At 67.2% G+C, this 26,042-nt stretch carries 18 protein-coding genes and 1 pseudogene; 5 read left to right on the top strand and 14 right to left on the bottom strand.

What is annotated here, in order from left to right; genetic code table 11:
- Positions 1-44 precede the first annotated feature (44 nt).
- A complete protein-coding gene (locus tag ACIA5H_RS11410; RefSeq protein WP_397075633.1) occupies positions 45-941 on the top strand; it encodes an SDR family oxidoreductase in 897 nt (298 codons plus the stop codon).
- A 175-nt stretch (positions 942-1,116) separates the two neighbouring features.
- On the opposite strand, the gene ACIA5H_RS11405 is transcribed toward ACIA5H_RS11410, so the two are convergent.
- The 8 genes and pseudogenes from ACIA5H_RS11405 to prpD form a co-directional block, all read right to left on the bottom strand.
- On the bottom strand, positions 1,117-1,323 hold the full coding sequence (locus ACIA5H_RS11405) for an oxygenase MpaB family protein (RefSeq protein ID WP_397075631.1): 207 nt from the start codon (positions 1,321-1,323) through the stop codon (positions 1,117-1,119).
- Positions 1,324-1,404: 81 nt separating this feature from the next.
- On the bottom strand, positions 1,405-3,117 hold the full coding sequence (locus ACIA5H_RS11400) for an acyl-CoA dehydrogenase family protein (RefSeq protein ID WP_397075629.1): 1,713 nt from the start codon (positions 3,115-3,117) through the stop codon (positions 1,405-1,407).
- 140 nt (positions 3,118-3,257) lie between these two features.
- Entirely contained in the window at positions 3,258-3,401 is a 144-nt protein-coding gene (locus tag ACIA5H_RS11395; RefSeq protein ID WP_397075627.1) for a hypothetical protein, read from the bottom strand.
- Between the two features lie 143 nt (positions 3,402-3,544).
- Positions 3,545-4,063, bottom strand: a pseudogene (locus tag ACIA5H_RS11390) (cutinase family protein); the annotation flags it as partial.
- Positions 4,064-4,076: 13 nt separating this feature from the next.
- Positions 4,077-4,787 carry a hypothetical protein gene (locus ACIA5H_RS11385; RefSeq protein ID WP_397075625.1) on the bottom strand — a complete coding sequence of 237 codons (711 nt, stop codon included), beginning with the start codon at positions 4,785-4,787 and terminating at the stop codon, positions 4,077-4,079.
- Between the two features lie 250 nt (positions 4,788-5,037).
- Entirely contained in the window at positions 5,038-6,189 is a 1,152-nt protein-coding gene (locus ACIA5H_RS11380) for a bifunctional 2-methylcitrate synthase/citrate synthase (RefSeq protein ID WP_379253661.1), read from the bottom strand.
- A gap of 26 nt (positions 6,190-6,215) precedes the next feature.
- Positions 6,216-7,130, bottom strand: coding sequence for a methylisocitrate lyase (prpB, locus tag ACIA5H_RS11375; RefSeq protein ID WP_397075623.1), 915 nt, complete (start codon positions 7,128-7,130; stop codon positions 6,216-6,218).
- A complete protein-coding gene (gene prpD / locus ACIA5H_RS11370; RefSeq protein WP_397075620.1) occupies positions 7,130-8,632 on the bottom strand; it encodes a 2-methylcitrate dehydratase PrpD in 1,503 nt (500 codons plus the stop codon). Before prpD ends, prpB begins: the two co-directional genes overlap by 1 nt.
- Positions 8,633-8,786: 154 nt before the next feature.
- Between prpD and ACIA5H_RS11365 the strand changes: the two genes are divergently transcribed.
- Positions 8,787-10,223 (top strand): short-chain fatty acyl-CoA regulator family protein, encoded by a 1,437-nt coding sequence (locus ACIA5H_RS11365; protein ID WP_397075618.1) that lies wholly within the window; start codon positions 8,787-8,789, stop codon positions 10,221-10,223.
- Between the two features lie 20 nt (positions 10,224-10,243).
- Here ACIA5H_RS11365 and ctaD read toward each other — a convergent pair whose 3' ends face one another.
- Both ctaD and ACIA5H_RS11355 read right to left on the bottom strand, forming a co-directional pair.
- Positions 10,244-11,941 (bottom strand): cytochrome c oxidase subunit I, encoded by a 1,698-nt coding sequence (gene ctaD, locus ACIA5H_RS11360; RefSeq protein WP_397075616.1) that lies wholly within the window; start codon positions 11,939-11,941, stop codon positions 10,244-10,246.
- 28 nt (positions 11,942-11,969) lie between these two features.
- Entirely contained in the window at positions 11,970-13,763 is a 1,794-nt protein-coding gene (locus ACIA5H_RS11355) for a thiamine pyrophosphate-requiring protein (RefSeq protein WP_397075614.1), read from the bottom strand.
- Positions 13,764-13,921: 158 nt separating this feature from the next.
- Here ACIA5H_RS11355 and ACIA5H_RS11350 point away from each other — a divergent pair, with 158 nt between their 5' ends.
- On the top strand, positions 13,922-14,425 hold the full coding sequence (locus ACIA5H_RS11350) for an FAD-binding oxidoreductase (RefSeq protein WP_379253500.1): 504 nt from the start codon (positions 13,922-13,924) through the stop codon (positions 14,423-14,425).
- Between the two features lie 61 nt (positions 14,426-14,486).
- Here the strand turns inward: ACIA5H_RS11350 and ACIA5H_RS11345 are convergent, their stop codons facing one another.
- Entirely contained in the window at positions 14,487-15,137 is a 651-nt protein-coding gene (locus ACIA5H_RS11345; RefSeq protein ID WP_379253499.1) for a hypothetical protein, read from the bottom strand.
- Positions 15,134-15,751: a hypothetical protein gene (locus tag ACIA5H_RS11340; protein WP_397075611.1), complete on the bottom strand. Its 618-nt coding sequence runs from the start codon at positions 15,749-15,751 to the stop codon at positions 15,134-15,136. Before ACIA5H_RS11340 ends, ACIA5H_RS11345 begins: the two co-directional genes overlap by 4 nt.
- An 841-nt stretch (positions 15,752-16,592) precedes the next feature.
- Here ACIA5H_RS11340 and ACIA5H_RS11335 point away from each other — a divergent pair.
- On the top strand, positions 16,593-17,477 hold the full coding sequence (locus ACIA5H_RS11335) for a universal stress protein (RefSeq protein WP_397075609.1): 885 nt from the start codon (positions 16,593-16,595) through the stop codon (positions 17,475-17,477).
- Between the two features lie 185 nt (positions 17,478-17,662).
- Here ACIA5H_RS11335 and ACIA5H_RS11330 read toward each other — a convergent pair whose 3' ends face one another.
- Positions 17,663-23,119, bottom strand: coding sequence for a carboxyl transferase domain-containing protein (locus ACIA5H_RS11330; RefSeq protein ID WP_397075607.1), 5,457 nt, complete (start codon positions 23,117-23,119; stop codon positions 17,663-17,665).
- An 849-nt stretch (positions 23,120-23,968) separates the two neighbouring features.
- The gene (locus ACIA5H_RS11325) at positions 23,969-24,628 is read right to left on the bottom strand and encodes a TetR/AcrR family transcriptional regulator (RefSeq protein ID WP_397075605.1); all 660 of its coding nucleotides are present in this window, start codon (positions 24,626-24,628) and stop codon (positions 23,969-23,971) included.
- Here ACIA5H_RS11325 and ACIA5H_RS11320 point away from each other — a divergent pair.
- Positions 24,621-25,856, top strand: coding sequence for an ADP-ribosylglycohydrolase family protein (locus tag ACIA5H_RS11320; RefSeq protein ID WP_397075603.1), 1,236 nt, complete (start codon positions 24,621-24,623; stop codon positions 25,854-25,856). The two genes, ACIA5H_RS11325 and ACIA5H_RS11320, sit on opposite strands and share 8 nt — an antisense overlap.
- The last annotated feature ends 186 nt before the right edge of the window (positions 25,857-26,042 follow it).

Genomic DNA, 26,042 nt, shown 5'->3' with positions numbered 1-26,042 from the left:
ATCGCTCCCCGCTCAGCGGCGGAGTGGACGAAGGAGTTCACGTCATGCATGTTTTCGTCACCGGAGCCTCTGGATGGATCGGCTCGGCCACCGTCGCCGACCTGCTCGCCGACGGCCATGAGGTCACCGGACTGGCCAGATCCGACGGATCCGCCGCAGCCCTCGAGGCAAAAGGCGCCCAGGTCCGCCGCGGCGACCTGGACGACCTCGACGGCATCCGCTCCGGAGCCGAGGCGGCCGACGCCGTCATTCATCTGGCGAACAAACACGATTGGTCCGACCTCGCCGCCTCCAATGCGGCCGAGCGAGCCGCCGTTCAGACCATCGGCGACGCGCTCGCCGGCACCGGCCGCCCCTTCCTGCTCGCGTCGGGCGTCGCCGCCCTCAGCCAGGGCAGGCCCGCGACGGAAGCCGACCCTTCTCCGTTCCACGGCCCCGACTCGCCGCGCGGAGGAAGCGAGAACTTGGCGCTCGAGTACGTCGACCGCGACGTGCACGCCGTGAGCCTGCGTTTCGCGCCAACCGTGCACGGCGCCGGGGACCACGGTTTCATCGCGACCCTCGCCGCGATCGCCCGCCGGACCGGCTTCTCCGGCTACCCCGGCGACGGCGCCAACCGGTGGGCCGCGGTCCATCGAGCCGACGCCGCCCGACTGGTCACGCTCGGCCTCGGCAAGGCCCCGGCGGGAGCTCGCCTGCACGCCGTCGCCGAAGAGGGCGTGCCGAGCCGCGTGATCGCCGAGGCGATCGGCCGAGCACTGGACCTGCCCGTGACCTCCATCGCCCCGGAGGACATCCAAGGTCATTTCGGGTGGATCGGCGCATTCTTCGCGATGGACCTCTCGGCAACCAGCGAGGCGACGCGAGAGCTGCTGGGCTGGACACCTACCGGGCCGACCCTCATCGAGGACCTCGACGCCGGTGCCTACACGGCGCACTGATCGGCCGCCGCAAGTTCGTGCCGTCGCCGGGGCGGTCCCACTGGCGAGCCTTCACCCGTGGTCACCGATAGCCTCCCGACCCAGCACGCCCTGTGGCGATCACCGCCTCGGCGACGACAAGAAAAGGCCGGTGTCTGCACCGGTGCGGCCTCGGGCATCGAGCACGTGGCGGCGTTCACCCGAACCAGTCGGAAGACCACGAGGGATTCGGTTCATCCAACCCGTAGGTCGCATGCTGGAAGAAGAAGAGATCCGGCCGGAGCGCGTGATAGCGCGTGCCGAAAACGTCGCTGCCCTGCACGTGGGCGTGCCCGGCGTGGATCAGCGAGCGCAGATCCCGGTCGGAGTAGGCGATCTGCACCATCGCGACCTCGACGCCCACGCCGACCTCCACAAATTCTCAGCGAGCCGCCCACCGGCGAACCGCGCGCTCGGTCATCGCCCTCACAGCGGGGGCGGCCTGCTACGGGTTCATTTCGAACACGCCCGCGTGGCTCATCACCTCGTCGTGCAGGCGCGCGGTTCGCTGGACGTCGATGATCGGCTTATGCAGCACGCTCAGTGCCCAATCCTGTTGAGCGGTGGTCGAGGAGGCTTTCGAGAAGACTCCCAGCGCGTACGAGGAGAAGTCGCGCACGAATATCTCGAAGATCGAGTCCACAATGTCCTCGGACGCCCCTTTGATCTCGGCTTGTTCCAGGATGAGCTGCCCGTAAGGCAGCAGCGTGAACAATTCCCCCACCGCGAGCTGATAGTCCAGATCCTCGAGTTGGGCCGGGGTAGGCGGTGCCTGTACGGGGAAATGAGTGAAGCGCTCGGCTTGCTCGACGAACAATGCCACGTTGGGCAGGTGCCGATAGCGTTCGTACGCCGGCCGCCAATCCGCGAATCGCACTGCGCCCAAACCCGCCGCACCCGGTTGCCGGAACAGCGACTCGTCGTCGCCGGGATCCCGTCGCACCGGGACCGGCGGCAGTTCCGCGGGGTTGAACAAGAAGTTCGGCATGAATTTCAACGTCAAGGCCATATTGACGTGTGCGGTGCCCTCCAGCCGTGGCATCGAGTCGATGGTGCCGCGTGCCGTCGCGAAGTAGGAGTCCTTCTCGAATCCTCTGGCGGAGATGACATCCGAGAGTTCACGGAACACGCGCTCGGCCTCGCGAGTGACCTTCATCTTGCCGATGGAGTTGAACATCACGAAGCGGCGGTCCTCCGGGGTCGAGCAGCGCATGTAGTCGATCGCTCGTTCGTGGTAGAGCCGCATGGCGGTCATGCGCACGTAGCTGTCGCTCAGGATCTGGCGCACCTGCGGGAAGTCCGTGACGGGGTGCCCGAACAAGACCTTGGCGGCGGCGTGGTTGATCGTCTCGTAGAAACAGTGCTCCACGATCCCCAACGCGACCATGCCGATGTTGAACTTGCCGCAGTTGACCGCGGCGAGCGCGGAGTCGAACGCCTTGCGGCCTACGTGGAGTACGTCGTCGGCCGAGACGGGATAGTCCACCAGGTCGTAGGCGGAGACGAAGTTCTGCCCGTGGATGACGTTCTTGACCAGCCGGTAGTTCGGGTGCTGGCTGTCGGCGATGAACCAGACGTACGCGTCGGAACCCTCCAGGTCGGTGCGCCTGCCGATGGTCGGCACGATCCTGGCCACGTTGCCGTTGCCGATGTAGTACTTGCTGCCCGTGGCGGTGAAACCCCCTGCGCCATCCGGAGAGAGCAGCATATCGGTAGCGTAGATGTCGGCGCCATGGTCCTTTTCCGACAGCCCGAACCCGATGATCCCGCCGCGGTCGAGTTCCTCGGCCGCACGCAGATGCGCCTTGCCGTTGGCGCTCTGCCAGATGGTGGCGAGGCCGAGCGTGGAGACGCCCCACGCATACCAGTACTGCGATCCGTAGAAGCCGGTGATCTCGTTGAACCGGGAAATGAACGCGGTGTCCCAGCGCTTCTCCGGATCCGCGCCCGAACTCGCCCGCGGGGTCGCCATGTAGGCGATGATCCGGCTCTCCGCCAGGAACCGCATCCAGTCCTCGTACCACTCCGCTCGGTGCGCGTCGCTGGTGAGCGCCTGCTTGCCCTTCCGCTCGAAGAAGTCGACCACCGACCGCAGCCGAGCCCGCGTGGCGGGATCGAACTCCTCGAACGTCTCGGTCTTCGGGTTGAACAGGGCCATGACGACACCTTTCGAATTGACGGCAAGTGCCATCAATTTAGAACTGACGGCATCTGCCGTCAATCATCGGACGGGGTTCGGCGGTACAGGCGACGGTAAGCGGTCAGCGTCTCGGCGAGGTATTCGACGACTTGTTCGCGTTACGCGGGCAATGTGCCGTTCGACCAGGTCGAGAACAGGCCCGCACAGGCGCACGCCATCGTGACCGCGGCCAGGTCACGGCGCACCGGATCCCGGATACCGGTGCAGAAGTGCACTCGGATCAGGCGAGTGAACGAGGGCATGACGGCGAGAGTGGTCCACTTGCGTCTTGGTTACCCCGACTCCCCTGCGAGGCGGTGGACGCGACGGGTCGTCATCTGGACAGAACGCTCTCGGTCACGCTCTCCGACGCGGTGGATACCGGCTCCAGCGGCGAGGTGGCCGCTTGGTATTCACCCATGTTGCCGGGATCGGGATTCGACAGTTGCACGAAGAAGCCGGCGATGCGTCCGGCGAAGTCGCCGTCCGGCATCGCGCAATACAGGTCACCCGCGATGCAGAAGGTGTAGGTCCGCGCGGTGAGCCAGCCGAAACCCCCTGCGCGAGGGCCGATCGCGCCCGCACCCGGGACAGGCGGCCCGATCAGAAGGTCGCCGGGTGAGCGACGAGGATCGGAGATCAGCCCGACCAGCACGACCCGGTGTGGCGGCACCACGCCCAGTCCGGTACCGATTTCGGCCGCGAGATCACCTGCCGCGTCCGCGCCTTGACTGTAGCCGAGCAGCGCGATCCGAGTGGCCCCGCACAGCTGGGCCATTGCCGATACCAGGACGCGCGCTTTGTCGATCGCCTCCCGTTCGGAGCGACCGTACACTTCGCTTTCCCATGGGAAAGCCGTGGCCGCGTAGGGGACATAGTCGACCTGGACATCCCCATCCGGCTCCGGCAGCGCGCGTGCAAACATTGTGCAGGGTCGATCACCGGGGCACGATGCTCTTCGCGCCCACCATGCGCACGAGGCTGAGGATCGGGAGCCCGATCACCAAATGTTCGATCCCGGTGGAGATGCCGACCCAGAGGTCGCTGGACAGTGCCACAGGAATGATCACCGCCGCGGCGGTCAGAATGCCCACGATCCAGCCGAAGAACAACTCCGGCGACGGAGTGCCCAGGCGCAGCAGATACCACAGCACCCCGCCCAACAGCGCACAGATGAATGCCACCACGGCAAACCAGTACGCATCCTGGGCCATCGGGTTCCACACCCCGAACTTGCCGCTCTCGCTCACCCGGGTGGCGATGATCTCGATGATCCACGCGCACAACCACGCCGCGAGCGCGGTCACCACCGCCGCGGCGATCACACCGCCGACGAACATGCCGATATTGACGTCCGGCTCCTGCCGCGACCGAGGTTGCCTCTCCGGGCGTTCGGAGTGCTGATACGCGCCCTGTCCCTGGTCCTGGCCGTATCCGGACGCCTGGTCGTATCTGTGATCCTGGGCGTACCCGTGTTCCTGGGCGTACCCGTGTTCCTGCCCGTATCCCGAAGCCTGGCCGTACCCGCGATCCTGGCCGTACCCGGAGGACCGGCCGTCTCCGCGATCCTGGCCGTACCCGGGATCACGGTAATCGCCCGGCTGATAACCGGCTTCATAACGTGCGGTGTGTTGGTCGCGCGGATTCATGGGATTCAACCGCCGATCACCTCCGTGGAGAGCTTGCGTGTGCGTCGAGTGTAGGGCGGGACCGCAAGGGCCGCTGCCCCCTATCGAATTCCCGTTGCGCGCAGTCGTCACACACAGGCCGGCGCCGCCATGGCGGAGATCAGTAAGGTGCCGGACTCCGATCGGGTCCGGAGGATCGCCGTGGCCCAGCCGACAACTCCTCCCGGTTCCCGGCCGATCGCACCCGAGCACGATCCGCAGTGCGGAAAGTTCAGGCGACGACCGTCCGTTGCGGGACGCCGACGTATTCGCTCAGTGGCCGGATCAACGCGTTGGATTCGCCCTGCTCGATGATGTGCGCGGTCCAGCCGGTGATGCGGCTCATCACGAAGATCGGGGTGAACACCTCGATATCGAAACCGAGCAGGTAGTAGGCGGGGCCGGTCGGGAAGTCGAGATTCGGTTCGATGCCGGTGGCCTCGCGCATGGTGCGCTCGAGGACCTCGTATATACGCACCCACTTCTGGCCGTCGGTCGCCGCGGCGATATCCAGGAAGGCTTTCTTCATGGTGGGGACGCGGGAGTCACCGTTCTTGTAGACGCGGTGGCCGAAGCCCATCACCTTCTCCTTGCGCGCCAGCTTGTTACGCAACCATGCCTGGGCCAGCGCGGGGTCGTCGATCTCCAGCATGTCGTGCATGACGGCTTCGTTCGCGCCGCCGTGCAGGGGCCCTTTCAATGCGCCGATGGCGGCGGTGACGGCGCTGTATATGTCCGACTGTGTGGAGGTGACGACGCGGGCGGCGAAGGTGGAGGCGTTGAAGCTGTGCTCGGCGTAGAGGATCAACGACACTTCGAACGCTTCCACCAACGCGCGCGACGGGATGGTCCCGAAGCACATGTTCAGGAAGTTCTCCGCGTACCCCAGATGGGAATGCGGTGCGATCGGGTCCAGGCCATGGCGACGGCGATGGTCGGCCGCGACGATGGTCGGCAGCACCGCGAACATGCGAAGAGCCTTGGCGCGGTTGGCATTCGCCGAATTGTCGTCTTCGGCCGGGTCTTCCGCGCCGAGGTAGCTGATGGCGGTGCGGACCACATCCATCGGGTGGCAGGTGTCGGGCAACTTGGCCACCAGCGACAGCAGTGACCGGTCGGCCCGGCGGGCCGCGCGTTCTCGCTGCTGGAACCGCTCCAGTTCGGCGTCCGAGGGCAACTCGCCGTACCAGAGCAGATACGCCACTTGCTCGAAACCGCAGTGTGCGGCCAGGTCTTGTACGGCGTAGCCCCGGTAGGTCAGAGAGTTGGTTTCCGGCGCTACCCTCGAGATGGCGGTGGTGTCGACGACGACGCCTGCCAGGCCTTTGGCTATGGTCGGTACCGCGGCCTCCGGCCCACCCGTCGCCCGACCACCGCCCCCCATCGAATCGCTTGGCGATGCGGTGTTCATCACTGGTTCCTTCCCAGAGTGAAATCGAAGATGTCGGAATCGAATTCGTTGTATCGCTCGTACTGGAGAAGCTCGTACAGGCGAGAGCGGGGCTGCATTCGATCGAGCAAGCCCGATTGCGTGCCCTGCTCGAAGATCTCCCGCAACCCGGCCTCGGCCGCGAACATCGCCAACCGCAGGGTGGACACCGGGTAGATCACCGCGTTGTAGCCGATCCGCTCCAGTGTCGCCGCCGGGATGAGTTCGGACTTACCGAACTCGGTCATATTCGCCAGCAATGGAATCGGCATCGCGGCCCGGAACTTCTCGAAATCCGCGACGGTGCGCAACGCCTCGGTGAAGATCAGGTCCGCGCCCGCTTCGGCATAGGCCCCCGCCCGATCGATCGCGGCGTCGATGCCTTCGATCCCGGCGGCGTCGGTGCGCGCGCAGAGCACGAAATTCGGATCCCGCCGGGCGGACACCGCCGCCCGGAGCCTGCGCACCATCTCCTCGACCGGCACCACAGCCTTGCCGTCGAGGTGACCGCACCGTTTCGGATTCACCTGATCCTCGAGATGGCAGCCCGCGATTCCGGCGTCTTCCAGCATCGAGACCGTGCGCGCGGCGCTCATCGGCTCGCCGAAGCCGGTGTCGGCATCGATGAGCACCGGCAGATCGGTCACGCGCGCGATCTGCCGACCGCGCTCCGCCACCTCGGTCGAGGTGGTGAGCCCGATATCCGGCAGCGCCAGATCGGCCGAGACCACCGCGCCGGAGACATACACGCCTTCGAAGCCGATTTCTTGAATCAGCCTGGCTACCAGCGGATTGAACGCACCCGGGAAACGCTGGATCGTTCCGGAGGCCAGGCCCGCGCGGAACGCGGCGCGTTTGTCGGCGGCCGGCGTGGCCGCGGCCAGCAGACCGGTCATCAGAACAGTCCCTTCGGCAGTTTCGGCGCCCGCGCGAGTACCTCGTCGGAGACGGTGAAGTTCAACTGACCCAGTTCCTCGGCGGACAACTGCGGGGTGCGCTGGGCCACGTCGAGGAAGCGGACCTGCTCGCCCGCGTCGATCACTCCCTCGGCCAGCGTCCGGAACTTGGCGATGTACTGGTCGCGGGTGAACGGCCGCGCGCCGAGCGGGTGCGCGTCGGCGACCGCGAGTTCGTCGACGATCACCTCGCCGCTCTTCAGCGTGACCTCGGCGCGGGCGCCGAACGCCTTCTCGTTCGGGTCGGTCGAGTGATAGCGCCGGGTCCACTCCGGGTCCTCGGCGGTGGAGATCTTGCGCCACAACTCGACGGTGTCGGGTCGCTGCGCACGTTCGGGGGCGTAGGAGCGCTCGTGGTGCCAGGTGCCGTCCTGCAGGGCGACGGCGAAGATGTACATGACGGAGTGATCGAGGGTTTCGCGGGACGCCGTCGGGTCGAATTTCTGCGGATCGCCCGATCCGGTGCCGATCACCACGTGCGTGTGGTGGCTGGTGTACAGCACGATCGAGGCGATCCGGTCCAGGTCGCCGATCCGCTCACGCAACCGGCGCGCCAGGTCGATCGGCGCCTGGCTCTGGTATTCGGCGGAATGCTCCTTGGTGTAGGTGTCGAGTATGCCGCGCTTGGGTTCACCCGGGCCGGGCAGCGGCACCGAATACTCCTTGTCGGGGCCGCCCAGCAGCCAGGCGATGACGCCGTCCTCCCCTTCCCAGATCGGCGACGGCGCGCCTTCACCGCGCAGGGCACGATCGACCGCTTCCACCGCCATCTTCCCGGCGAAAGCGGGTGCGTAGGCCTTCCAACTGGAGATTTCTCCCTTGCGCGATTGCCGGGTGGCGGTGGTGGTGTGCAGTGCCTGACCGATGGCCTGATAGATGGTCTCGGTGTCCAGGCCGAGCAGCGTGCCGATACCGGCGGCGGCGGAGGGGCCGAGGTGGGCGACGTGGTCGAGCTTGTGCTCGTGCAGGCAGATCGCCCGCACCAGGTCCACCTGGATCTCGTATCCGGTCGCCAACCCGCGGATCAGATCCCGCCCGCCGCGTCCGGCATGCTGGGCTACCGCCAGGATCGACGGGATGTTGTCGCCGGGGTGGGAGTACTCCGCGGCCAAGAAAGTGTCGTGAAAATCCAGTTCGCGCACGGCCACGCCGTTGGCCCAGGCCGCCCACTCCGGCGAGCATCGGCCGTCGACGCCGAAGACGGTCGCGCCCGGCTGGTACGGGTGCGCCAGCGCCTGGGCGCGCGCGTTGGCCACCGGACGACGCGTCACCGACGCCGCCGCGACCGCCGCGTTGTCGATGATCCGGTTGACGATCATCTCCTCGGTCTCCGGAGCGACCGCCACCGGGTCCGCGGCAACCTCGGCGATCCGCCACGCGAGGTGCTCCTCGCGGGGGAAGTGCTCAGCGGAGCGGCGCGTGCGGACGAAGTGGTTTTTCACGACGGAATCCTCCAGATCATCAATTTCCGGGTTTCTTTTCGCACACTACACACGCCTGTGCACGTGGGAAATCCGTTACAAATGCCGAATTTTGCGTACCGCAATCAGCAAATTTGTGGAAATTGCGAAATCTCGTGGTGCTACATTCGCGAGCATGCAGAAGATGTATGCGGGCGGACGGCTGCGCGCACTGCGCGAGCAACGCGGCTTGTCGCAATCGGGCCTGGCGAAGGCGCTCGCGCTGTCGGTCAGCTACGTCAACCAGCTGGAGAACGATCAGCGGCCCCTGACGGTGCCGGTGCTGCTACGCCTGAATTCCACCTTCGACCTGGACATGGGGTTCTTCGCCGCCGACACCGACGCGCGACTGCTCGCCGACCTGCACGACGTCTTCGCCGAGGATCCCGACAGCGCGACGGTGTCCACCGCCGAACTCGACGACCTGGTCTCCCGGGTGCCCGCCGCCGCCCGCGTCCTGGTGAGCCTGCACCGGCGTCTGCGTGGCGCGACCGAACAACTCGAACGATTCTCCGCGGGCATCGAAAGCCCTACGGCCGACCCCGGTCGTGCCATGCCGTACGAGGACGTGCGCGACTTCTTTTACGACCACCGCAACCACATCCCCGAACTCGACCAGGCCGCCGAACAACTCTTCGCCGACCACGGTCTTGGCATCGGCGGCCTCGACCTGCAACTGAGCGAACTCCTGCGCGAGCGGTACGGCATCACGGTCGCGATCAGATCCGACGACCCACACCGCCCCGGCCCCAAGCGCGTCTACGACCCCGAAGCGCGCCGTATCACGCTCGCCCGCAGGCTCTCCGCCGGTCAGCGGGCCTTTCAACTCGCCACGCAGCTGGCTTTTCTCACCCAGACCGCGACCATCGATGCGTTGACCGCGAGGGTGGAGTCGATGGCTGACGAATCGCGCGGGCTCCTGCGGGTCGGGTTGGCGAACTACTTCGCCGGGGCGCTGATCCTGCCCTACACCCGGTTCCGGGACGCCGCCGAAGAGCTGCGCTACGACATCGATCTGCTGTCGGCGATGTTCGAGGTCGGCTTCGAGACCGTCTGCCACCGCCTGTCCACGCTGCAACGCCCCGGACGACGCGGAGTCCCGTTCTTCTTCGTACGCACCGACCGCGCGGGCAACATCTCCAAACGCCAATCCGCGACCGCGTTCCATTTCTCCCGGGTCGGCGGCAGCTGCCCGCTGTGGGTCGTCCACGAAGCCTTCACCACGCCCGGTCGAATCCGTACCCAGATCGCGGAGATGCCCGACGGACGCAAATACCTCTGGCCGGCCCGAACCACCGACGAGAGCACCCCCGGATACCTCTCTCCCAGAAGGGATTTCGCGATCGGTCTGGGATGTGACCTGGCCTACGCCGACAAGCTCGTCTACTCCCACGGCCTGCCCATCCACGACGACACCTCCGCGGTGCCCATCGGCGCGGGCTGCAAGATCTGCGAACGCCCCGACTGCGCCCAGCGCGCCTTCCCGCAGCTCGGGCGCGCGATCCGGGTCGATGAGAACCGCGCCGCCAACATCCCCTACACCCCGGCCGACCATCGCGGCGAACCGCGATGATCACACCGGCTTCGTGCCACCTACGAGCCCCAGCCGACGTACGATTCCGCGCGCATCCGTTCTCGCATGTGTGGGTAGTGGAGTTCGAAGGCCGGGCGTTCGGATCTGATACGGGGGAGTTCGTAGAAGTTGTGCCGGGGAGGCGGGCAGGTCGTGGCCCATTCGAGTGAATTTCCCCCGCCCCAGGCGTCGTCCACGGTGACGACCTCGCCGTAGCGGTAGCTGCGGAACGCATTCCATACGAACGTGACCATCGAGACGCCCAGAATGAACGATCCGATGGTCGAGATGGCGTTCAGCGCGGTGAACCCGTCGGTCGGCAGATAGTCGGCGTACCGGCGGGGCATACCTTCGGCGCCCAGCCAGTGCTGAACCAGAAAGGTCGTGTGAAAGCCGACGAATGTCGTCCAGAAATGCAGCCTGCCCAGGCGTTCGTCCATGTAGCGCCCGGTCATCTTGGGGAACCAGAAGTAGATTCCGCCGAAAGTGGCGAAAACGATCGTGCCGAACAACACGTAGTGGAAGTGGGCTACGACGAAATAGGTGTCGTGAATCTGCCAGTCCAATGGCGGGCTGGCGAGGATGACGCCGGACAGTCCGCCGAACAAGAAAGTGACGATGAAGCCGACGGCGAACAGCATCGGGGTCTCGAAAGTCAGGTTCCCCTTCCACATGGTGCCGATCCAGTTGAAGAATTTCACCCCGGTCGGCACCGCGATCAGGAAGGTCATCATCGAGAAGAAGGGCATCAGCACCGCCCCGGTCGCGAACATGTGATGCGCCCATACCGCTGCCGACAGCACTCCGATCGAGATGGTGGCGTACACCAGAGGTCCATAGCCGAACAGGGGTTTGCGGCTGAACACGGGCAGGATCTCGCTGATGATCCCGAAGAACGGCAGTGCCACGATGTAGACCTCGGGGTGCCCGAAGAACCAGAACAGATGCTGCCAGAGCAGGACGCCACCGGTGGCGGCGTCGTAGATGTGCCCGCCGAGATGCCGGTCGTAGGCCAGCGCCATCAAGGCGGCGGTGAGAATCGGGAACGCGAGCAACACCAGCACGCTGGTCACCAGGATGTTCCACCCGAACATGGACATGCGGAACATCGTCATGCCGGGCGCGCGCAGGCAGACGATGGTGGTGATCATGTTCACCGCGCCGAGAATGGTGCCCAAACCGGATACGACCAAGCCCATGATCCACAGATCGGCTCCGGGGCCGGGCGCGTGGATGATGTCGCTCAGTGGCGTATACGCGGTCCATCCGAAATCAGCCGCGCCGCCGGGTGTCACGAATCCGGAGACCACCATCGTCCCGCCGAAGAGGAACAGCCAGAAGCTCAAGGCATTCAACCGTGGAAATGCCACGTCGGGTGCTCCGAGTTGCAGCGGAAGGACCGCGTTGGCGAATCCGAACACCGTCGGAGTCGCATACAGCAGGAGCATGACGGTGCCGTGGATGGTGAACAGCTGGTTGTACTGCTCGGGTGAGAGGAACTGCAGGCCCGGCCGTGCCAGTTCCGCGCGCATGAGCAGCGCCATCAGACCGCCGAGCAAGAAGAAGGCGGTCGCGGCGACGAGATACATGATGCCGAGCAGCTTCGGGTCCGTCGTGGTGACCAGCCGCCACAACACCGAGCCCTTCGGAGCCGTCCGCGCCGGAAACGGCCTGGTCGGTGTGACCTGCGGTGCGAGTGGATACGACACCTGAGTCATCGATACTCCTCACCTGCTACCGGCGAGATCACCCGCGGTGGCCGGGGACGAATTCCTGGGCCTTGGCTTTCGCGCCTTGTGCCACGAGATGCCATGCGTCGGGGTCGCCGCGCAGCACCGCTTCGGCGGTGGATTTCATCTGGTCCCAGGTGGCGTGCGGTGGGATCGGCGGCACCTCCGGATCGCAGCGGACGTCGAGCACCGTGGGCCGCTCGGCCGACAGCGCCGCTTCCCAGGCAGGCGCGAGGTCGTTGGGGTCGTCCACGGCGATGGCGCCCAGGCCGTACGTGCGGGCGAGTTCGGCGTAGGAGACCTCCGGCAGCGACTGCGATTCCTCGAATTTCGGCGCGCCCCCCATCGAGCGCAGCTCCCACGTGACCTGGTTCAGGTCGTTGTTGTGGAACACGCACACCACCAGCCGTGGATCGCGCCACTGCTCGTGGTAGCGGCTGATGGTCAGCAATTCGCCCGCGCCGTTCATCTGCATCGCACCGTCACCGACGAGAGCGACCACCGGCCGGTCCGGGTGGGCGAACTTCGCGCCGATCGCGTACGGCACGCCGGGCCCCATGGTCGCCAGCGTCCCCGACAACGAACCCCGCATCCGCCCGCGGAACCGCAGACAGCGGGCATACCAGTTGGTGGACGACCCGGAGTCCGCGGTCACGATGGCGTCCTCCGGGATGTACCGCGACAGCTCCCACACCACCCGCATGGGATTGACCGGCTTCGCGTCCAGCAGCGACTGGCGTTCGATCGTGTCCCACCAGCGCCGCACGTTGGATTCGATCGTCGTCCGCCAGCTGCGATCGGACTTGCGGCTCAGCAGCGGAAGCAGTTCGGTGAGTGTTCGTTTCGCGTCACCGACGAGGTTGACCTCGGTGGGGTATCGCATGCCGATCATGGCGCCGTCGATGTCGATCTGCACCGCACGCGCCTGGCCGAAGTCCGGAAGGAACTGCGAATAAGGGAAATTCGATCCGATGATCAACAGGGTGTCGCAGTCGCGCATCAGTTCATAGCTGGGCCGGGTACCCAGGAGCCCGATGGATCCGGTCACGTACGGCAGGTCGTCCGGCAGCACATCCTTGCCGAGCAGGGCTTTGGCCACCCCGGCTCCGGTGATCTCGGCCAGCTCCATCACCTGCTCGGCGGCGTCCCGGGCGCCTTGCCCGACGAGGATCGCCACCCGCGACCCGGCGTCGATGATCTCGGCGGCTCGTTCTATGCCGGCGCGATCCGCGGTGACCGTGGCATGCAGTGCCGAGGGCGGGCTGGATGGCACTTGCTTGAACGCGTGCTCGGGCGGCTGATAGCGCTCCTCCTGCAGATCGGAGGGGATGATCAGCGCCGTGGGGGCCCGGCGGGTGGTCGCGACACGGAACGCGCGGTCGAGCGCGTTGGGCAATTGATCGGGAACGTTCACCTCGACCAAGTAGTCCGAAGCGACATCCTTGAACAGGCTCTGCAGATCGACTTCCTGCTGATAGCTGCCGCCCATCGCGCTGCGCGCGGTCTGCCCGACGATCGCCACGACCGGCACGTGATCGAGTTTCGCGTCGTAGAGGCCGTTGAGCAGATGGATCGCTCCCGGACCCGACGTGGCAGTGCAGACGCCGACCTCGCCGCTGAACTTCGCGTAGCCGACCGCCTGGAACGCGGCCATCTCCTCGTGGCGCGCCTGAATGAAGGCGGGTTTGTTGTCGGCCCGCCCGAACGCGGCGATCAAGCCGTTGATGCCGTCGCCCGGATAGCCGAACACCTGCTGCACGCCCCAGTCACGGAGTCGTCGCAAGACATAGTCGGCGACCTGGTCAGCCATGTCGTTCTCCTGTCCGCCTTCGAGGTGTCGTCTCCGGGGCCGATTACCCCGGCCGGCAGCCCTCAACCCGAGGCATACGCGGCGACCGGACGGGCATCCGCGCGGTGTTCTCGTCTGTTCCGATGCTCACCTGCCGTCGTCGAGAGGATGTGCCCGAAATGGCGCGTTCGCTTCAATTGCCCGGCCGTCACAGCGCTTCCGGTCGTTCCCAATGGCCGTTGGAGGCACTGCGCGCGGACCTCACCGAGCGGATCGACGGCGAGGTTCGATTCGATTCAGGAAGCCGCGCGACGTACTCGACGGATGCGTCCAACTATCGCGCCGTCCCGCTCGGGGTGGTCGTGCCGCGCACACCGGAGGACGCGGCCACGGCGGTCGCCGTCTGTCGCGCGCACGACGTGCCGGTGGTGTCGCGTGGTGGCGGCACGAGCCTGGCCGGGCAATGCCGCAACGCGGCGATCGTCATGGACCGGAGCAAATACTGCACGCGTGCGGTGTCGGTGGACCGTGCCGCCGCCACCGCCGTGGTCGAGCCGGGCATCGCGCTCGACCGGCTCAACACCGAGCTGGCATCCACCGGCCTGATGGTCGGCCCCAAGCCGTCCACCCATGTCAGCTGCACGACCGACAGCTCTCGCCGCGCTTCCGGCTCGACGGAATGAGAGCACGGCCCGGCCGGTGAAGGCCCAGGCGGCGACATGCCCTGACGCCCACACTTTTCCATCATCCACCGGTCCACCGCGATTGCGGCGGACGCACCCGGTGCACGCGATCGACGGACGAGGCTCCGGGCTGCTCGACGAGCGGGATGGGCCATCGGAGGTCGATCATGGTCGCCGTGTGCAGCGTGCGTTGGCGTTTCATGATCGGCCCGAGCTCCGGCGCGCCGATCGATACCGTCACGGTGCAATCGCCGGGGCCGAGCGCCGACAGCATGCCGTTGCGAACCGTGGCGGCGAGCGGCTGGAGCAGCAGCGCGACACAGAGCTCGATCGTGAACTCCCCCACCGTATTTCCGTCGATGGTGACGTCCAGGCACGGATGGTAGGTCTGGGTGATCTCGTGTTCGAACAGCGTCACCTGCTCGGCTCCGCCCGCACTTGTACGCATCGCCGCCATGCGTAGCCGGTCGTAACGGCGCCAACCCTCGATCGCGACAGTGCCCAAGTCGACCTCGAGCAGCCCATCTATCGTCTCGGCCACCTCGCGCAGCGCCGCCGACTCCAGTAGCGCGGCCACGCCCGGCGCCCGGCGCAGTGCCAGGTGTTCGGCGCCCCTTTCGTGCAGGCACTCGGCCAACTCGCCCACACCGACATCGTGCGGAGCGTTCTGGAACAGCACTGTCCGAGCCCTGATCAACGCTGGACTTGTCATCCGAATACCTCCTTGACGCTCAGCCATGGCTCGCAGGCCCGCAGCCGCACCCGGACGTCGGGAGCGCGGGCGACCTGGCGAACGTGGATGGATGGGGGGACGTCCGCGACCACACGCACCTCTACCTGTGGTAGATGCGGATCCTCGTCGTGCGACGCGCCGCCCGGGCGTTTCCCGCGACCCCGTATGACCAGCGCCGCGGCACCGAGGGCAAGGAGGAACCCTCCGAGGCCCACTATGCCGACGGGGCCGGTGTCCGGGTTGCCCGCATCGGCTTGTCCCGGAGGAAGCGGAGGCTCGCCGGGCCGTTCCGGGTTTCCGGGTCCGTTGGATGTGGGGACGAGCCGCGCGGGTGATATCTCCACGGATGTCTTCGCGACAATGCGCTGAGAGGTTCCCGAACAGGCGGCGGGGATGGAGTGCAGACCCAGTGCGGCTCCCTGTGGCACATCGACGCGAGCATCGAACGAACCGCCCTGAGCCTGGGCGGTCACCGCCGCGGACCAGTCCGGAAGCACCCGCACCAGGTCGCAGGGCCAGCGTTCGCCGTGCACAGTGATCACAGTGCCGCGTTCGGCAGTGGCCGGCGCGGTGAGAACGGGTGCGGGAAGCACGGCCGAACTCTCGGTCGGTACAGGGGACGGACCGGAACTCGGTGGCGGCGCGGTTGTCCCGACCGGTTTCGTCGTCGTGGTCGTCGTCGGACTCGGTTGCGTCGTGGTTGTGGACTCCGGCTTTGTCGTCGTGGTTGTCGGTTCCGGATTCGTCGTGGTTGTCGGTTCCGGCCTTGTCGTCGTGGTTGTGAGCTCCGGTTCAGTCGTGGTTTTGGGCTCCCGTTTCCCCGTCGTGGGCTCCGGTGTCGTCGGGGTGGTCGTCCAATCGGACCGCGTAGTCTTGGGCAGCCAGTCATCCGTGGGCGTGCTGTTCGGCCAAGCGGGTTGCGACGTGACCGGCGACGGGTTGGGCACGGTGGTAACCGGCTCCGGTGCCGCGACCGGTACCGACACCGCGCCGAGCAGTCCCGCTACGGCCGCCGCGACAAGGAATACTCGCGAATCGTTTCTCATGATCACCTCCCCCGAGACAGGCATGCTCCCGAGGATGCAGTCGAGCCTTCGCTCTCCTCGACCTGCCGACGCGAGTAGCCGACTACCCGTTTCCCGTAGTCGCGCCCGTACCCGTCTGCCCCGGCACCCCCTTGATTCCGCGAGGCCAACGGATGTATCACCCGTCGCCGAGGCTCGAACGCACCATCGTGCTCCGCGACTTCGCCGCAGCGGTCGCCGCGGGGAAGGCGGCTCCCGGCCGGGTGCAAGAGCGGGACCTAGGTCCTTCGCCGCTGGCTACCGGTTGCTCTACTGCCGCCTCGCCGAGGAGACGGACACTCGCAGGTACGCCGCCACGATCTCGACCCGGCCCGACAACGGCCCCCGCATGCGAACCGGAGGAGAACCCATGTTCACTTCGAGCAAGGCTCCGATCCTCGCGGGTGTCGACGGTTCCGAGGTGGCGCTTGCCGCTGTGCGCTGGGCCGCCATCGACGCCGCCCACCGCCACGCACCGCTGCACCTCGTCTATCTGACCGGCGGCCTCGGCGACCACGGTTCCGGCGTCGAGTTCGGGCCGTCCGCCCCCGGCAGCTATCGGTGGGGCGGCCCGGACGCGTTGGAGATCGCGTACGCCACGGCCATCGCCGAATCCGCTCCGATCCATCGGATCGACGTGACCGCGGAGTTGACCAACGCCGCCCCCGTTCCGGTTCTGCGCCGCCGATCCGAGACCGCGCGGCTGCTCGTGGTCGGCGCCCATGACCTCGGCGCGTTCAGCCGCGCGATGCTGGGATCGCTGAGCACCGCGCTGGCGCGGCAGGCGGGATGCCCCGTTGCCGTCGTTCCCCGTGGCGTCGAGCACGGCGACGGGCCTGTCGTCGTCGGCGTCGACGCCTCCACGAGCAGCGCGGCAGCCGTCTCCTTGGCTTTCGACGAAGCGGCGTTTCGCGGCGCCGATCTCGTTGCGGTCCACGCGTTGTCCGGCTTCCCCGGCTCGCTCATCGAATCGCGGGAGGGTGGCGAGGGATTGCTCGACCGGAGTTTGGCAGGGTACAGCGAGGCGTATCCGGAGGTGACGGTTCGGCGTGTCGTGGTCGAGGACCACCCCGCCAGGCGACTGCTCGAGGCGGGCGAGAAAGCGCGGTCGATCGTCGTCGGCAGCCGCGGGCACGACGACTTCTCCGCGATGCCGCTCGGTTCGGTCAGTAGAGCCGTACTACACGGGGCGCAGGTGCCGGTGATCGTCACCAGACCGGCGAGCTTTGCGCGGCACCCCCGAAACCGGCGATAGACGGGCACCGCCACCGCGATCGACGGACCGTCAACGCTACCGATTCACGGTGCGCCACGGGGAGCCATGGGCGCGTAGCCGAGCTCGCACACGAGGGCGGGCGACGACTGCCGATCGGATTGTGCCGCTATCGAGCACAACCGACCGTCCAGCCGCCGCCCGCCGAGGACGCAGCCCGCCCGCCGTCAGCCGTCCAGGCGCTCCTGGATGGCTTCGATGACGCGAAGCCGCAGTTCATCGGCGCGGATGACCGCATCGACAGAGCCGACTTCGACCGCGCGCTGGATATTGTGGATGCGGTCGAACTCCGCGGCCACTTCACCGAGTTTCTCCGCGCGCACCGAGGAGCGCAGTTCGTCCAGTTCGGCGCTCAGAGTGGCGCGATCGGTACCGGCCGCGTTGGCGACGCGCACCTCCAGCTGCTGCACCCGCGGGTCCGCCGTGGTGCGGGTGGCGACGTCACCGGAGAACACCGCCGCCGCGGCGGGCGCGCCGCCGAGCACCGAGGCGAACGAGCCTTCCAGCGCCAAGACGGTCATGTTCGGGTTCAACGCCTTCGAGAAGACGACGAACGCGCCACCGTGATAGCGGGAGATCACGCAGAACACGATCGGACCGTCGAAGTTGACGATCGCACGGCCGATCTCGGCGCCGTACTCCAACTGCAACTTGCGCATCGACTCCGGCGACCCGTCGAAGCCCGACAGGTTCGCCAGCACCACCAGCGGACGGTTGCCGCTCGCGGCGTTGATCGCCCGCGCGGCCTTCTTCGACGACCGGGGGAACAGCGTGCCCGCGGTGTAGGTGTCCGGGCCGTCGGTGGGCGGAAAACCGTGCCGCGGCACGCCCCTGGACTCGATGCCCAGCAGGCACACCGGGATTCCGCCCAGATGCGCGTCCTGCACGACGGCGGTCTCGGCGTCGGCCATGCCCGCCCAGCGCTCCAGCACGGGGTGGTCCTGGTCGGCGACCGCGCGCATCACCGTGCGGATGTCGAACGGCTTCTTCCGGTCCGGATTCGCGGTGGCGGAGAAGATCTCGCCGACGGTGGCGAAGTCGCTGCCCGCCAGGACGTGCGGGAAATCGGAGATGTCGCGATCGATGGGATCGCTCGTCTGCGACCGCCGCGGCGCCTGCTCACCAGGGACGATGTAGGTGTGGTCGTAGTGCGCCATCAGGATGTCGCGCGCCGCGGCCAGGTTCGGCGCCCAGTACTGCGCCTGTCCGTTCGGACCCATGACACGGTCGTAGCCGCCGATGCCGAAGTTGTCCTCGGCCGACACGCCGCCGGAGAAGTCCAGCGCCTGCTTACCGGTGAGCACCATGGCCGAATCCGGCGTCATCACCAGGATGCCCTTGGTGTGCATGAGCATGGTCGCCTCGGCGTTCCAGTACGGCTGGGCTCCGACATTGATGCCCGCGACCACGATGTTGATCTCGCGGCCCGCCTGGGTGAATTCGACGATCCGCTTGAGCGCGGCCGCCACCCAGTCCATGTTCTCGGTGCCCGATTCCATCGAGATGCGAGCGCCCGCCGACAGCGCGTACCACTCCAGCGGCACCTCCAGGCGCTCGGCCAGGTCCAGTGCGGCGATCACCCGCCTGCACTCCGGTTCCGACAGCGCGCCCAATGCTTTCGTCGGGTCACCGAGCAGCACCACCCGCGTGACACCCTCCGGGTGTTTCGGGGTGGCCGTGGTGATGACGCCGGCGACGATCGCGGCGGTGTTGCGCCCCTTCGGCCGGTCGACCGGGACGAGCGTGTGGTCGCTGTCGAGGTCGTATTCGGTGAAATCGCCGAGCAGGCCGGTCAATTCGTAGGGGTACACCGCATTGCGGCCCGCGGCGCGCAGCACCTTCTGCCGGTAGGCGTCGAGCGGTTCGATCGGTTCGTCGGACGGCTCGCCGAAGGTCACCACGGTGCCGCCCGCGGCATCGAAACTGATCCGGATGGCCACCTTCGCCAACTCGCCGGTGTCCGCGTCGCGTTCCCGCGCGATGAGCACGATTTCCTCGAGTCCGGCGCCCGCGGTCGTCGGCAGCACATGGCCGCCGATCCGCTCGAGCTCGGCGCGAGTGACATCCAGCGGCGGCCAGACGTACATCACGATGCGATTGGTGTTGAGCCGCTTCGCCGACGGCCGCTGCGACTGCGCCCGGCGGATCGAGTCGAGGCAGGTGGCGATCGTGCTCTCGGCGGTCGGCAGCGCGAGCAGCCGTCCGTCGTGTTCGCGCAGCGCGGTCAGGTCCCGCACCTGGGCGAACGCGATGAGCCGGTCGTCGGCCGGATTGTCCTTCGCGACGCACCGGAACAGATAGATCTCCTCGTCGTCGGACGACGGCAGTCGCGTCAGATCGAACTTGCGCAGCCGCTCCATTTGCATCCGCTGCGCGATGTACGGATGCAGGCCGCGGATCAGTCGTTCCTCGGCCGGGCCGGTGGCCGACGGGCGGAAGGTGAAGTGGTGATGCATGACCGCGCCGTTGCTGCCCGCGACCGTCGCGGTGATCCGGTGCACCTGCTTCGGCAGCGGCTGCGCACTGAGCACCGAGTGCAGAGCCGCGGCCATGGCGTCGAAGTCGGCGGGCTGCTTCTCCCAGCTGAGGTAGATGTCGGCGTCGATCGACACCGCGTCGCCGGTCAGTTCGGCCAGCCCGCGCACCGCGGCGCCGAGCGCGTCGAAGCGCACCGCGGCGGACACCAGGCTCGCACCGTCGCGGTCGGCGATCAGGTAGCGGCATCCGTCGACGTCGTGGGTGCGGACGCCGGTGAGCCCCTTGTTGCCGTAGTACCGGCGGGTCAGCACCTCGAGCATCGCCGTGTTGTCGTCGCTGCCGCGCACCAGCCGCTGGCCCAGCAACCGCACCAGCGGTTCGGTGCTGCGGACCATGTCGGAGATACGCTCCGCGCGATCGGACGCGTCGGGATGGGTGTCCAGGTACCGCAGGGACCGGCGGACATTGGTGTACACGCGGGCGCGATTACGCCGCAGCAACGGCTGGCCGTACCAGCCGAACACCAGACCGCGAGCGAGATCGGCGACGACGGGGAAGTGCACCTGGGTCGCGGCGACCAGCCGTTCCAGTGCCAGACCGACCGGTTCGCGCAGGGCTCGATCGGGCATCCGCTCGCCCAGCCACTCCCGCAGCAGTGCCGTCACGACCGCGACGGTGTCGGTGCGTTGCTGGGCGAGGAAGATCCGGAAGACCGCGGCCTCGAGCTCGGGGGTACGCTCCAAATCGGACACGCCGTAGTGGCCGAGCGCCCGCGCGAGCTTGCTCTTGAACGATTCCGGCAGTCCGGCCCGTTCGACGTCCAGGCTCTGCAGGTAGGTGTGGAAGTACTCGCGGGCACTGTGGACATGCCCTTGGGCGTCCTCACCCGACGGCCGGTTGTGGCTCAACTCGGCGAGGTCGGTGAACACGTCGATGAGCTCGAGTTCCTCCGCCAGCGGCCTGCGGTCGTCCGCGACGGCGACACGGCGGGCATCGAGGTAATCCGTCAGCACCCGGCGGTCGTCGTGCGGATCGACGTCGAAACCGAGCAGCAGGCCGCGCAGGTCCTGCGACCGTCGGACGATCCGCTCGTGCGGATGAGCCTGCGCGTCCCCGGCAGGCAGGTCCAGTTCGACCGACCCGACGGCCGCGGTCTCCTCGACCGCGTCGTCGACCAGGCGCTCCAGCCGCAGCAGCGGCGCCCCGGTCTCCACCTGGGTACCGACCGAGACGGCGCATTCCTTCAGTCGCGCCTTGAACGGTGCGCGCAGCACCGTCTCCATCTTCATGCTCTCCAGCACCAGCAGCGGCGCGTTGGCCTCGACCTCGTCGCCGACCTGCAGCGGTGTGGCGACCACGAGCGCGGGTGCGGGTGAGCGGACGACGCCGCCCTCGTCCCGGCTCACCCGATGGGTCACACCATCGACGTCGACCACGTGGATCGGCCCGTGCGTGCCCGCGGTGACGCGGAAGGCGGTGCCGTTGACCACGATCTGGCCGGAATGCCGGTCATAGCGGACCAAGTCGACATCGGCGGTGCGGATGTCCTCGCCCGCCTCGATGCCGATGCGGAAACGATGCGCGCCGGTACGGGCCACGCGCACGCGATAGCCGACTCCGCGCAATTTGAGGTCGAGCGGTCGACCCGCGTGGTGCTGCACCAGGGGACGACCGCCCGCGGCGGTGGACAGCAGGCGGTTCCGCTCGGCCCGTTCCTCTTCCTCGTAGGCGTCGATGGCGGCGGCCGCGAGCGCGACGGCGGAGTTGCGGTGCGAGACGAGGCGACCCTGTCCGCGCACCCGGTCGATCCAGCCGGTGTCGGCGCTCGCGTCGATCACCTCGGGCTGGTCCAGCAGTTCGAGGACGAAACTCTTGTTCGTAGCGCCGCCCTCGATGATCACCCGGGTCTGCCCGACGGCCCGGCGCAACCTGCCCAGCGCCTCGGACCGGTCGCGGCCGTAAGCGATGATCTTGGCGATCATCGAATCGAAATCGGCGGGGATGACATCGCCTTCGCTGACACCGGTGTCGACCCGAATACCCGGCCCCGCGGGCAGGTCCAAGCGGGCGATCCGGCCCGGCGCGGGAGCGAAGTCGCGGTCGGGGTCCTCGGCGTTGAGCCGCGCTTCGATGGCGTGCCCACGCTCGGCGGGCGGCTCGCCCTCGAGCCGTTCACCCGAAGCCACCGCCAGTTGCGCGCGAACCAGGTCGAAACCGGTGGTCTGCTCGGTGATCGGGTGCTCGACCTGCAGACGGGTGTTGACCTCGAGGAACGCGAACAGCTCGTCACCGGGGTGATAGAGGAACTCGACGGTCGCCGCGCCGCGGTAACCGACCGCGACCGCCAGGCGCTCGGCCGAGGCCTTGAGTTCGGCGACCTGCTCGGGCCGCAGCACCGGTGACGCGGACTCCTCGATGACCTTCTGGTTGCGCCGCTGCACCGAGCAGTCGCGCACACCCAGCGCCCAAGCGGTGCCCTGACCGTCCGCGATCACCTGAACCTCGACATGGCGAGCGCCGGTGACGAGCCGTTCGAGGAACACCACTCCACTGCCGAACGCGCGGGCGGCCTCCTGCCGGGTGCGTTCGTAGGCGTCGACCAACTCGGCCTCGTCGGTGACCACGCGAATACCGCGCCCGCCGCCGCCCGCGGTCGCTTTCAGCATGAGCGGGTAGCCGATGTCGGCGGCGGAGGCGAGCGCGTCGTCGACGGTCTCGACCGGGCCGCGGCTCCACGGCGCGACCGGTACACCGACCTCTTCGGCGATGAGCTTCGCGCCGATCTTGTCGCCGAGTTTGCGCATCGCCTCGGCATCCGGACCGATGAAGGTCACGCCGATCTGGTCGCACAACTCGGCGAACGCCGGATCTTCGGCGACGAAGCCCCAGCCGACCCACGCGGCGTCGGCCCGGGTCGCCACCAGCGCCCGTTCGAGCGCCTTCAGATCCAGGTACGGTCGCGCGGAGGCCGGCCCGAGGTCATAGGTGATGTCGGCCTCGCGCACGAACGTCGCGTTGCGATCGACATCGGTGTAGAAGGCGATGGTCTCGATCGAACGTGCCGTTTCCGCGGCCAGGTCTCGGACCGCGTGGATGAGGCGCATGGCGGCCTCTCCCCGGTTCACAATGGCGATGCGGCTGAACACTCGCCGTCCTTCCTCTCCGAAGTTGTGGCCCGGTCGACGGGCAAAGGGTGGATACCCTTTGTCGCACATCCGGTCGGTGCAATTACACCTGTCCGGTGGTTACTCGGCCGTATCGTCGCGCGGGTGCGGGGCAGGCGCGCTGGGTAGCCCGCTGCCGACTGCGACGTTCAGGGAAGCGTGGAGTGATCCGGCAGCCGTCGGTCGCAGAGATGGCGATACCTGCGACGGCCACCCCGACGCCGCATGGTAAGCATCGTTCACCACGCGAAGGTTAGAGGCAGGCCGGTGCCGCGTCAATCTTTTCGCCTCGCGTACGCTCGCGTCGTCGGATTCCGCTACGAAACCAGAAACGCGAATTACTGGTCGGTTTCGAATATTTTAGCGAGTACCGAGAGCTGTGGCGCCGCAACCTGGACGCGAACGGCGTCTCCCTTTCGCAGACGTCTCCCCTCCCACGAACGGGGAACCTGCCACTTCGCGCCCCACCGGACGACCCCGTGACCAGGAACCGCGTAGTTGTCCCGGGTCCACCTCCTCACCCCGGGTACGGAGCAAATGACTCGATGCGCCCGCCGTAGCGCGTTCCGATCGCGATCTTCCCGACCTCGGCTTTACCGTAGGCATACAAAAGGCTCGGATGCCTGTTCACCCCGTCGCGCTGCCACCCTGCACCCGGTAGGAGACCTGGCGCGCCGACCAGGGTGACGATCGGGATCCCACAGGTCGCAGAGGCGTATGAAGCGCACCGCCTTCGCCGATGCGTCGACGTCCGGACAGACCGCGAACCGGTTGAACCGATCAGCCATGATGCAGCCGCGCCCGTCGATTCGGCCGAAGCCGACACTGCGGTCAGTTATGCACCGAGGCAAGGATGTTCGCCGAATCTCGAACCTTGCCGTAGAGAACAGCGCGCAATCCGTCCGTGAACCTCAGATCCCGATCACCGGTCATAATCGCGAGGACATCGTCGGCGCCCTCCTGCCTAGCATGATCACCGGTCGAAATTCGCGCCACCAGGGAATCCCACTCGCCCGCGTTGCTCAGTTCGAGATAGGCCTGTTCCTCGATGACGAAACCCGTGATGTAGGAACGCAATACCAAAACGATCTCGCCGACGCCGAACTGCGGCAGAACCACACCGCGGAGGAGTGTCGTCAGCGTACTGGAGACTCTGATGGTCTCCGGCGAAGGCGAGTACGAGCCCGCGACGACGCGCCCTCCCTCACGGAAACGAAGTATCGCCCCACGAATACGCCGACAGCAGATCATCGTCTGAGCGACATCGGGGTTGCCGAGGTCGATATCCGACAGGTCGACGGCCCGGAAAATGGTGTCGGCCATCGCACGCTGGAGATCCTTCCGGTCCCGTAAATGCTTGTACAACGCACCCGGCGTCACCCCCGCCGCGGCCGCCAGCCGTCGCATCGTGAGCGCGTCCAGACCGTTCTCCGAGACGTAATCGTGAGCGATGTCGGCCAGACGATCCCGGGTCAACCCGCGCTTGGTCATCGCTATCGCGCCGATCCCGCGCCGCGAGCAGGCCCAAGGACGCGGCGAGTGCCTCCCCCCACGTGATCGACACATACATATCTTGATGCGCATATCTAAGTATGAACATGCAATTGTTCCCGTGGCGCCCGACGGCAGCGAATTCACCCATCTCGCCCAGCTGGGCGTTCCGCCGGCAGCGCTCGGTTCAGGCACGGCCCAGCCTGCGCATTCGTATGCACCGCCGTTTCGGTGGCTACCCTCAGACGCGATGCATGTTGAGTTGATGCTCGATTCACTCGACGGACTGTCCGTGGGAGACGCGCTGGGAGCGGAATTTCCCATCATGGGCCGGTCGATTCCGGATCTTCGGGCCGGCAATCTCCCGGCCCGGCAGTGCGGGTGGACCGACGACACCGAAATGGCCTGCACCGTGGTTGCCGAACTCATCGGTCGCGGTGGGATCGACCAGGATCGGCTCGCCGCCGCCTTCGCGCGCCGATTCGACCCGAGCCGTGACTACGGCTTCCTGGCGGTCGGTACCTTGCGCCGGATCCGCGACGGCGTGCACTGGCGGGAGGCGGCCGGAGCCGTGTACGACAACCAGGGATCCTGTGGAAACGGTGCGGCCATGCGCGTCGCTCCGCTGGGCGCCTTCTACGCCGACGATCCGGAAAAGATCGCCGCCGAAGCGGCGCGGTCGGCGCAGGTGACGCATCTGCATCCGGAGGGCGTCCTCGGCGCGGTCGCGGTGGCGCTCGCGGCCGGTCAGGCCGCTCATGCTCGCCTACGCGGAAGTCGGCCCACGCCAGCGGATTTCATCACCGGCGTCCTCGACCGCCTCGACGACGGCGAGACGACCCGCCTGATTCGCCGTGCTCGCAGTCTGCTCGATGCCTCCGCGGAGGAGGCCGCGGACGAACTCGGCAACGGATCCCGGGTCACCGCACAGAACACGGTGCCGTTCACGATCTGGGTAGCGGCGACGCATCTCGACGACTACCCGGCCGCGATCACCACGTGTATCGCCGCAGACGGCGATATCGACACCACGAGCGCCATCGCCGGCGGCATCGTCGCCGCCCGCACCGGCACCGACACGCATCCCGGCCCGCTCGGAGGAGTGCCGCGAACCTGGCTCGCCGCGCGAGAACCGTTGCCCGGCTGGTTCGACCCCACCCGCCGACCACCACGGCGCAAAGATTCCGTTTCCGGCCGCTTCCGGAAGTGGCTATCCGGCGCGTCGTGAGAACAACCAGCTGACGCCGTGGATCCGCAACACCAAGACGCCACTCCCCCGTCGCACCTCCTCGCCTACCCTGGCGCCCGCCGCACCGGTCGCGGCCCAGAGTCTCTTGGCCGCAAAGCTTTTCAACCGAGCGGCACCGATCATGCGGTGGCGTGAGCGATGTCCTGTGCCCTTGGACGCCCCGAC

Origin of the sequence: Nocardia sp. NPDC051900 (assembly GCF_044452545.1) — a bacterium.
GTDB lineage: Bacteria > Actinomycetota > Actinomycetes > Mycobacteriales > Mycobacteriaceae > Nocardia > Nocardia sichangensis.
Note: the sequence above shows the minus strand (reverse complement) of the source record. Positions and strands in the feature narration are given on the sequence as shown.

Excerpts from the sequence above, each read along its gene's own strand:
- ACIA5H_RS11410 (WP_397075633.1), top strand. The coding sequence starts at position 45 with ATGCATGTTTTCGTCACCGGAGCCTCTGGATGGATCGGCTCGGCCACC.
- ACIA5H_RS11400 (WP_397075629.1), bottom strand. The coding sequence starts at position 3,117 with ATGGCCCTGTTCAACCCGAAGACCGAGACGTTCGAGGAGTTCGATCCC.
- ACIA5H_RS11395 (WP_397075627.1), bottom strand. The coding sequence starts at position 3,401 with ATGCCCTCGTTCACTCGCCTGATCCGAGTGCACTTCTGCACCGGTATC.
- ACIA5H_RS11385 (WP_397075625.1), bottom strand. The coding sequence starts at position 4,787 with ATGAATCCGCGCGACCAACACACCGCACGTTATGAAGCCGGTTATCAG.
- ACIA5H_RS11380 (WP_379253661.1), bottom strand. The coding sequence starts at position 6,189 with ATGGGGGGCGGTGGTCGGGCGACGGGTGGGCCGGAGGCCGCGGTACCG.
- prpB (WP_397075623.1), bottom strand. The coding sequence starts at position 7,130 with ATGACCGGTCTGCTGGCCGCGGCCACGCCGGCCGCCGACAAACGCGCC.
- ACIA5H_RS11365 (WP_397075618.1), top strand. The coding sequence starts at position 8,787 with ATGCAGAAGATGTATGCGGGCGGACGGCTGCGCGCACTGCGCGAGCAA.
- ctaD (WP_397075616.1), bottom strand. The coding sequence starts at position 11,941 with ATGACTCAGGTGTCGTATCCACTCGCACCGCAGGTCACACCGACCAGG.
- ACIA5H_RS11355 (WP_397075614.1), bottom strand. The coding sequence starts at position 13,763 with ATGGCTGACCAGGTCGCCGACTATGTCTTGCGACGACTCCGTGACTGG.
- ACIA5H_RS11350 (WP_379253500.1), top strand. The coding sequence starts at position 13,922 with ATGGCGCGTTCGCTTCAATTGCCCGGCCGTCACAGCGCTTCCGGTCGT.
- ACIA5H_RS11345 (WP_379253499.1), bottom strand. The coding sequence starts at position 15,137 with ATGACAAGTCCAGCGTTGATCAGGGCTCGGACAGTGCTGTTCCAGAAC.
- ACIA5H_RS11335 (WP_397075609.1), top strand. The coding sequence starts at position 16,593 with ATGTTCACTTCGAGCAAGGCTCCGATCCTCGCGGGTGTCGACGGTTCC.
- ACIA5H_RS11325 (WP_397075605.1), bottom strand. The coding sequence starts at position 24,628 with ATGACCAAGCGCGGGTTGACCCGGGATCGTCTGGCCGACATCGCTCAC.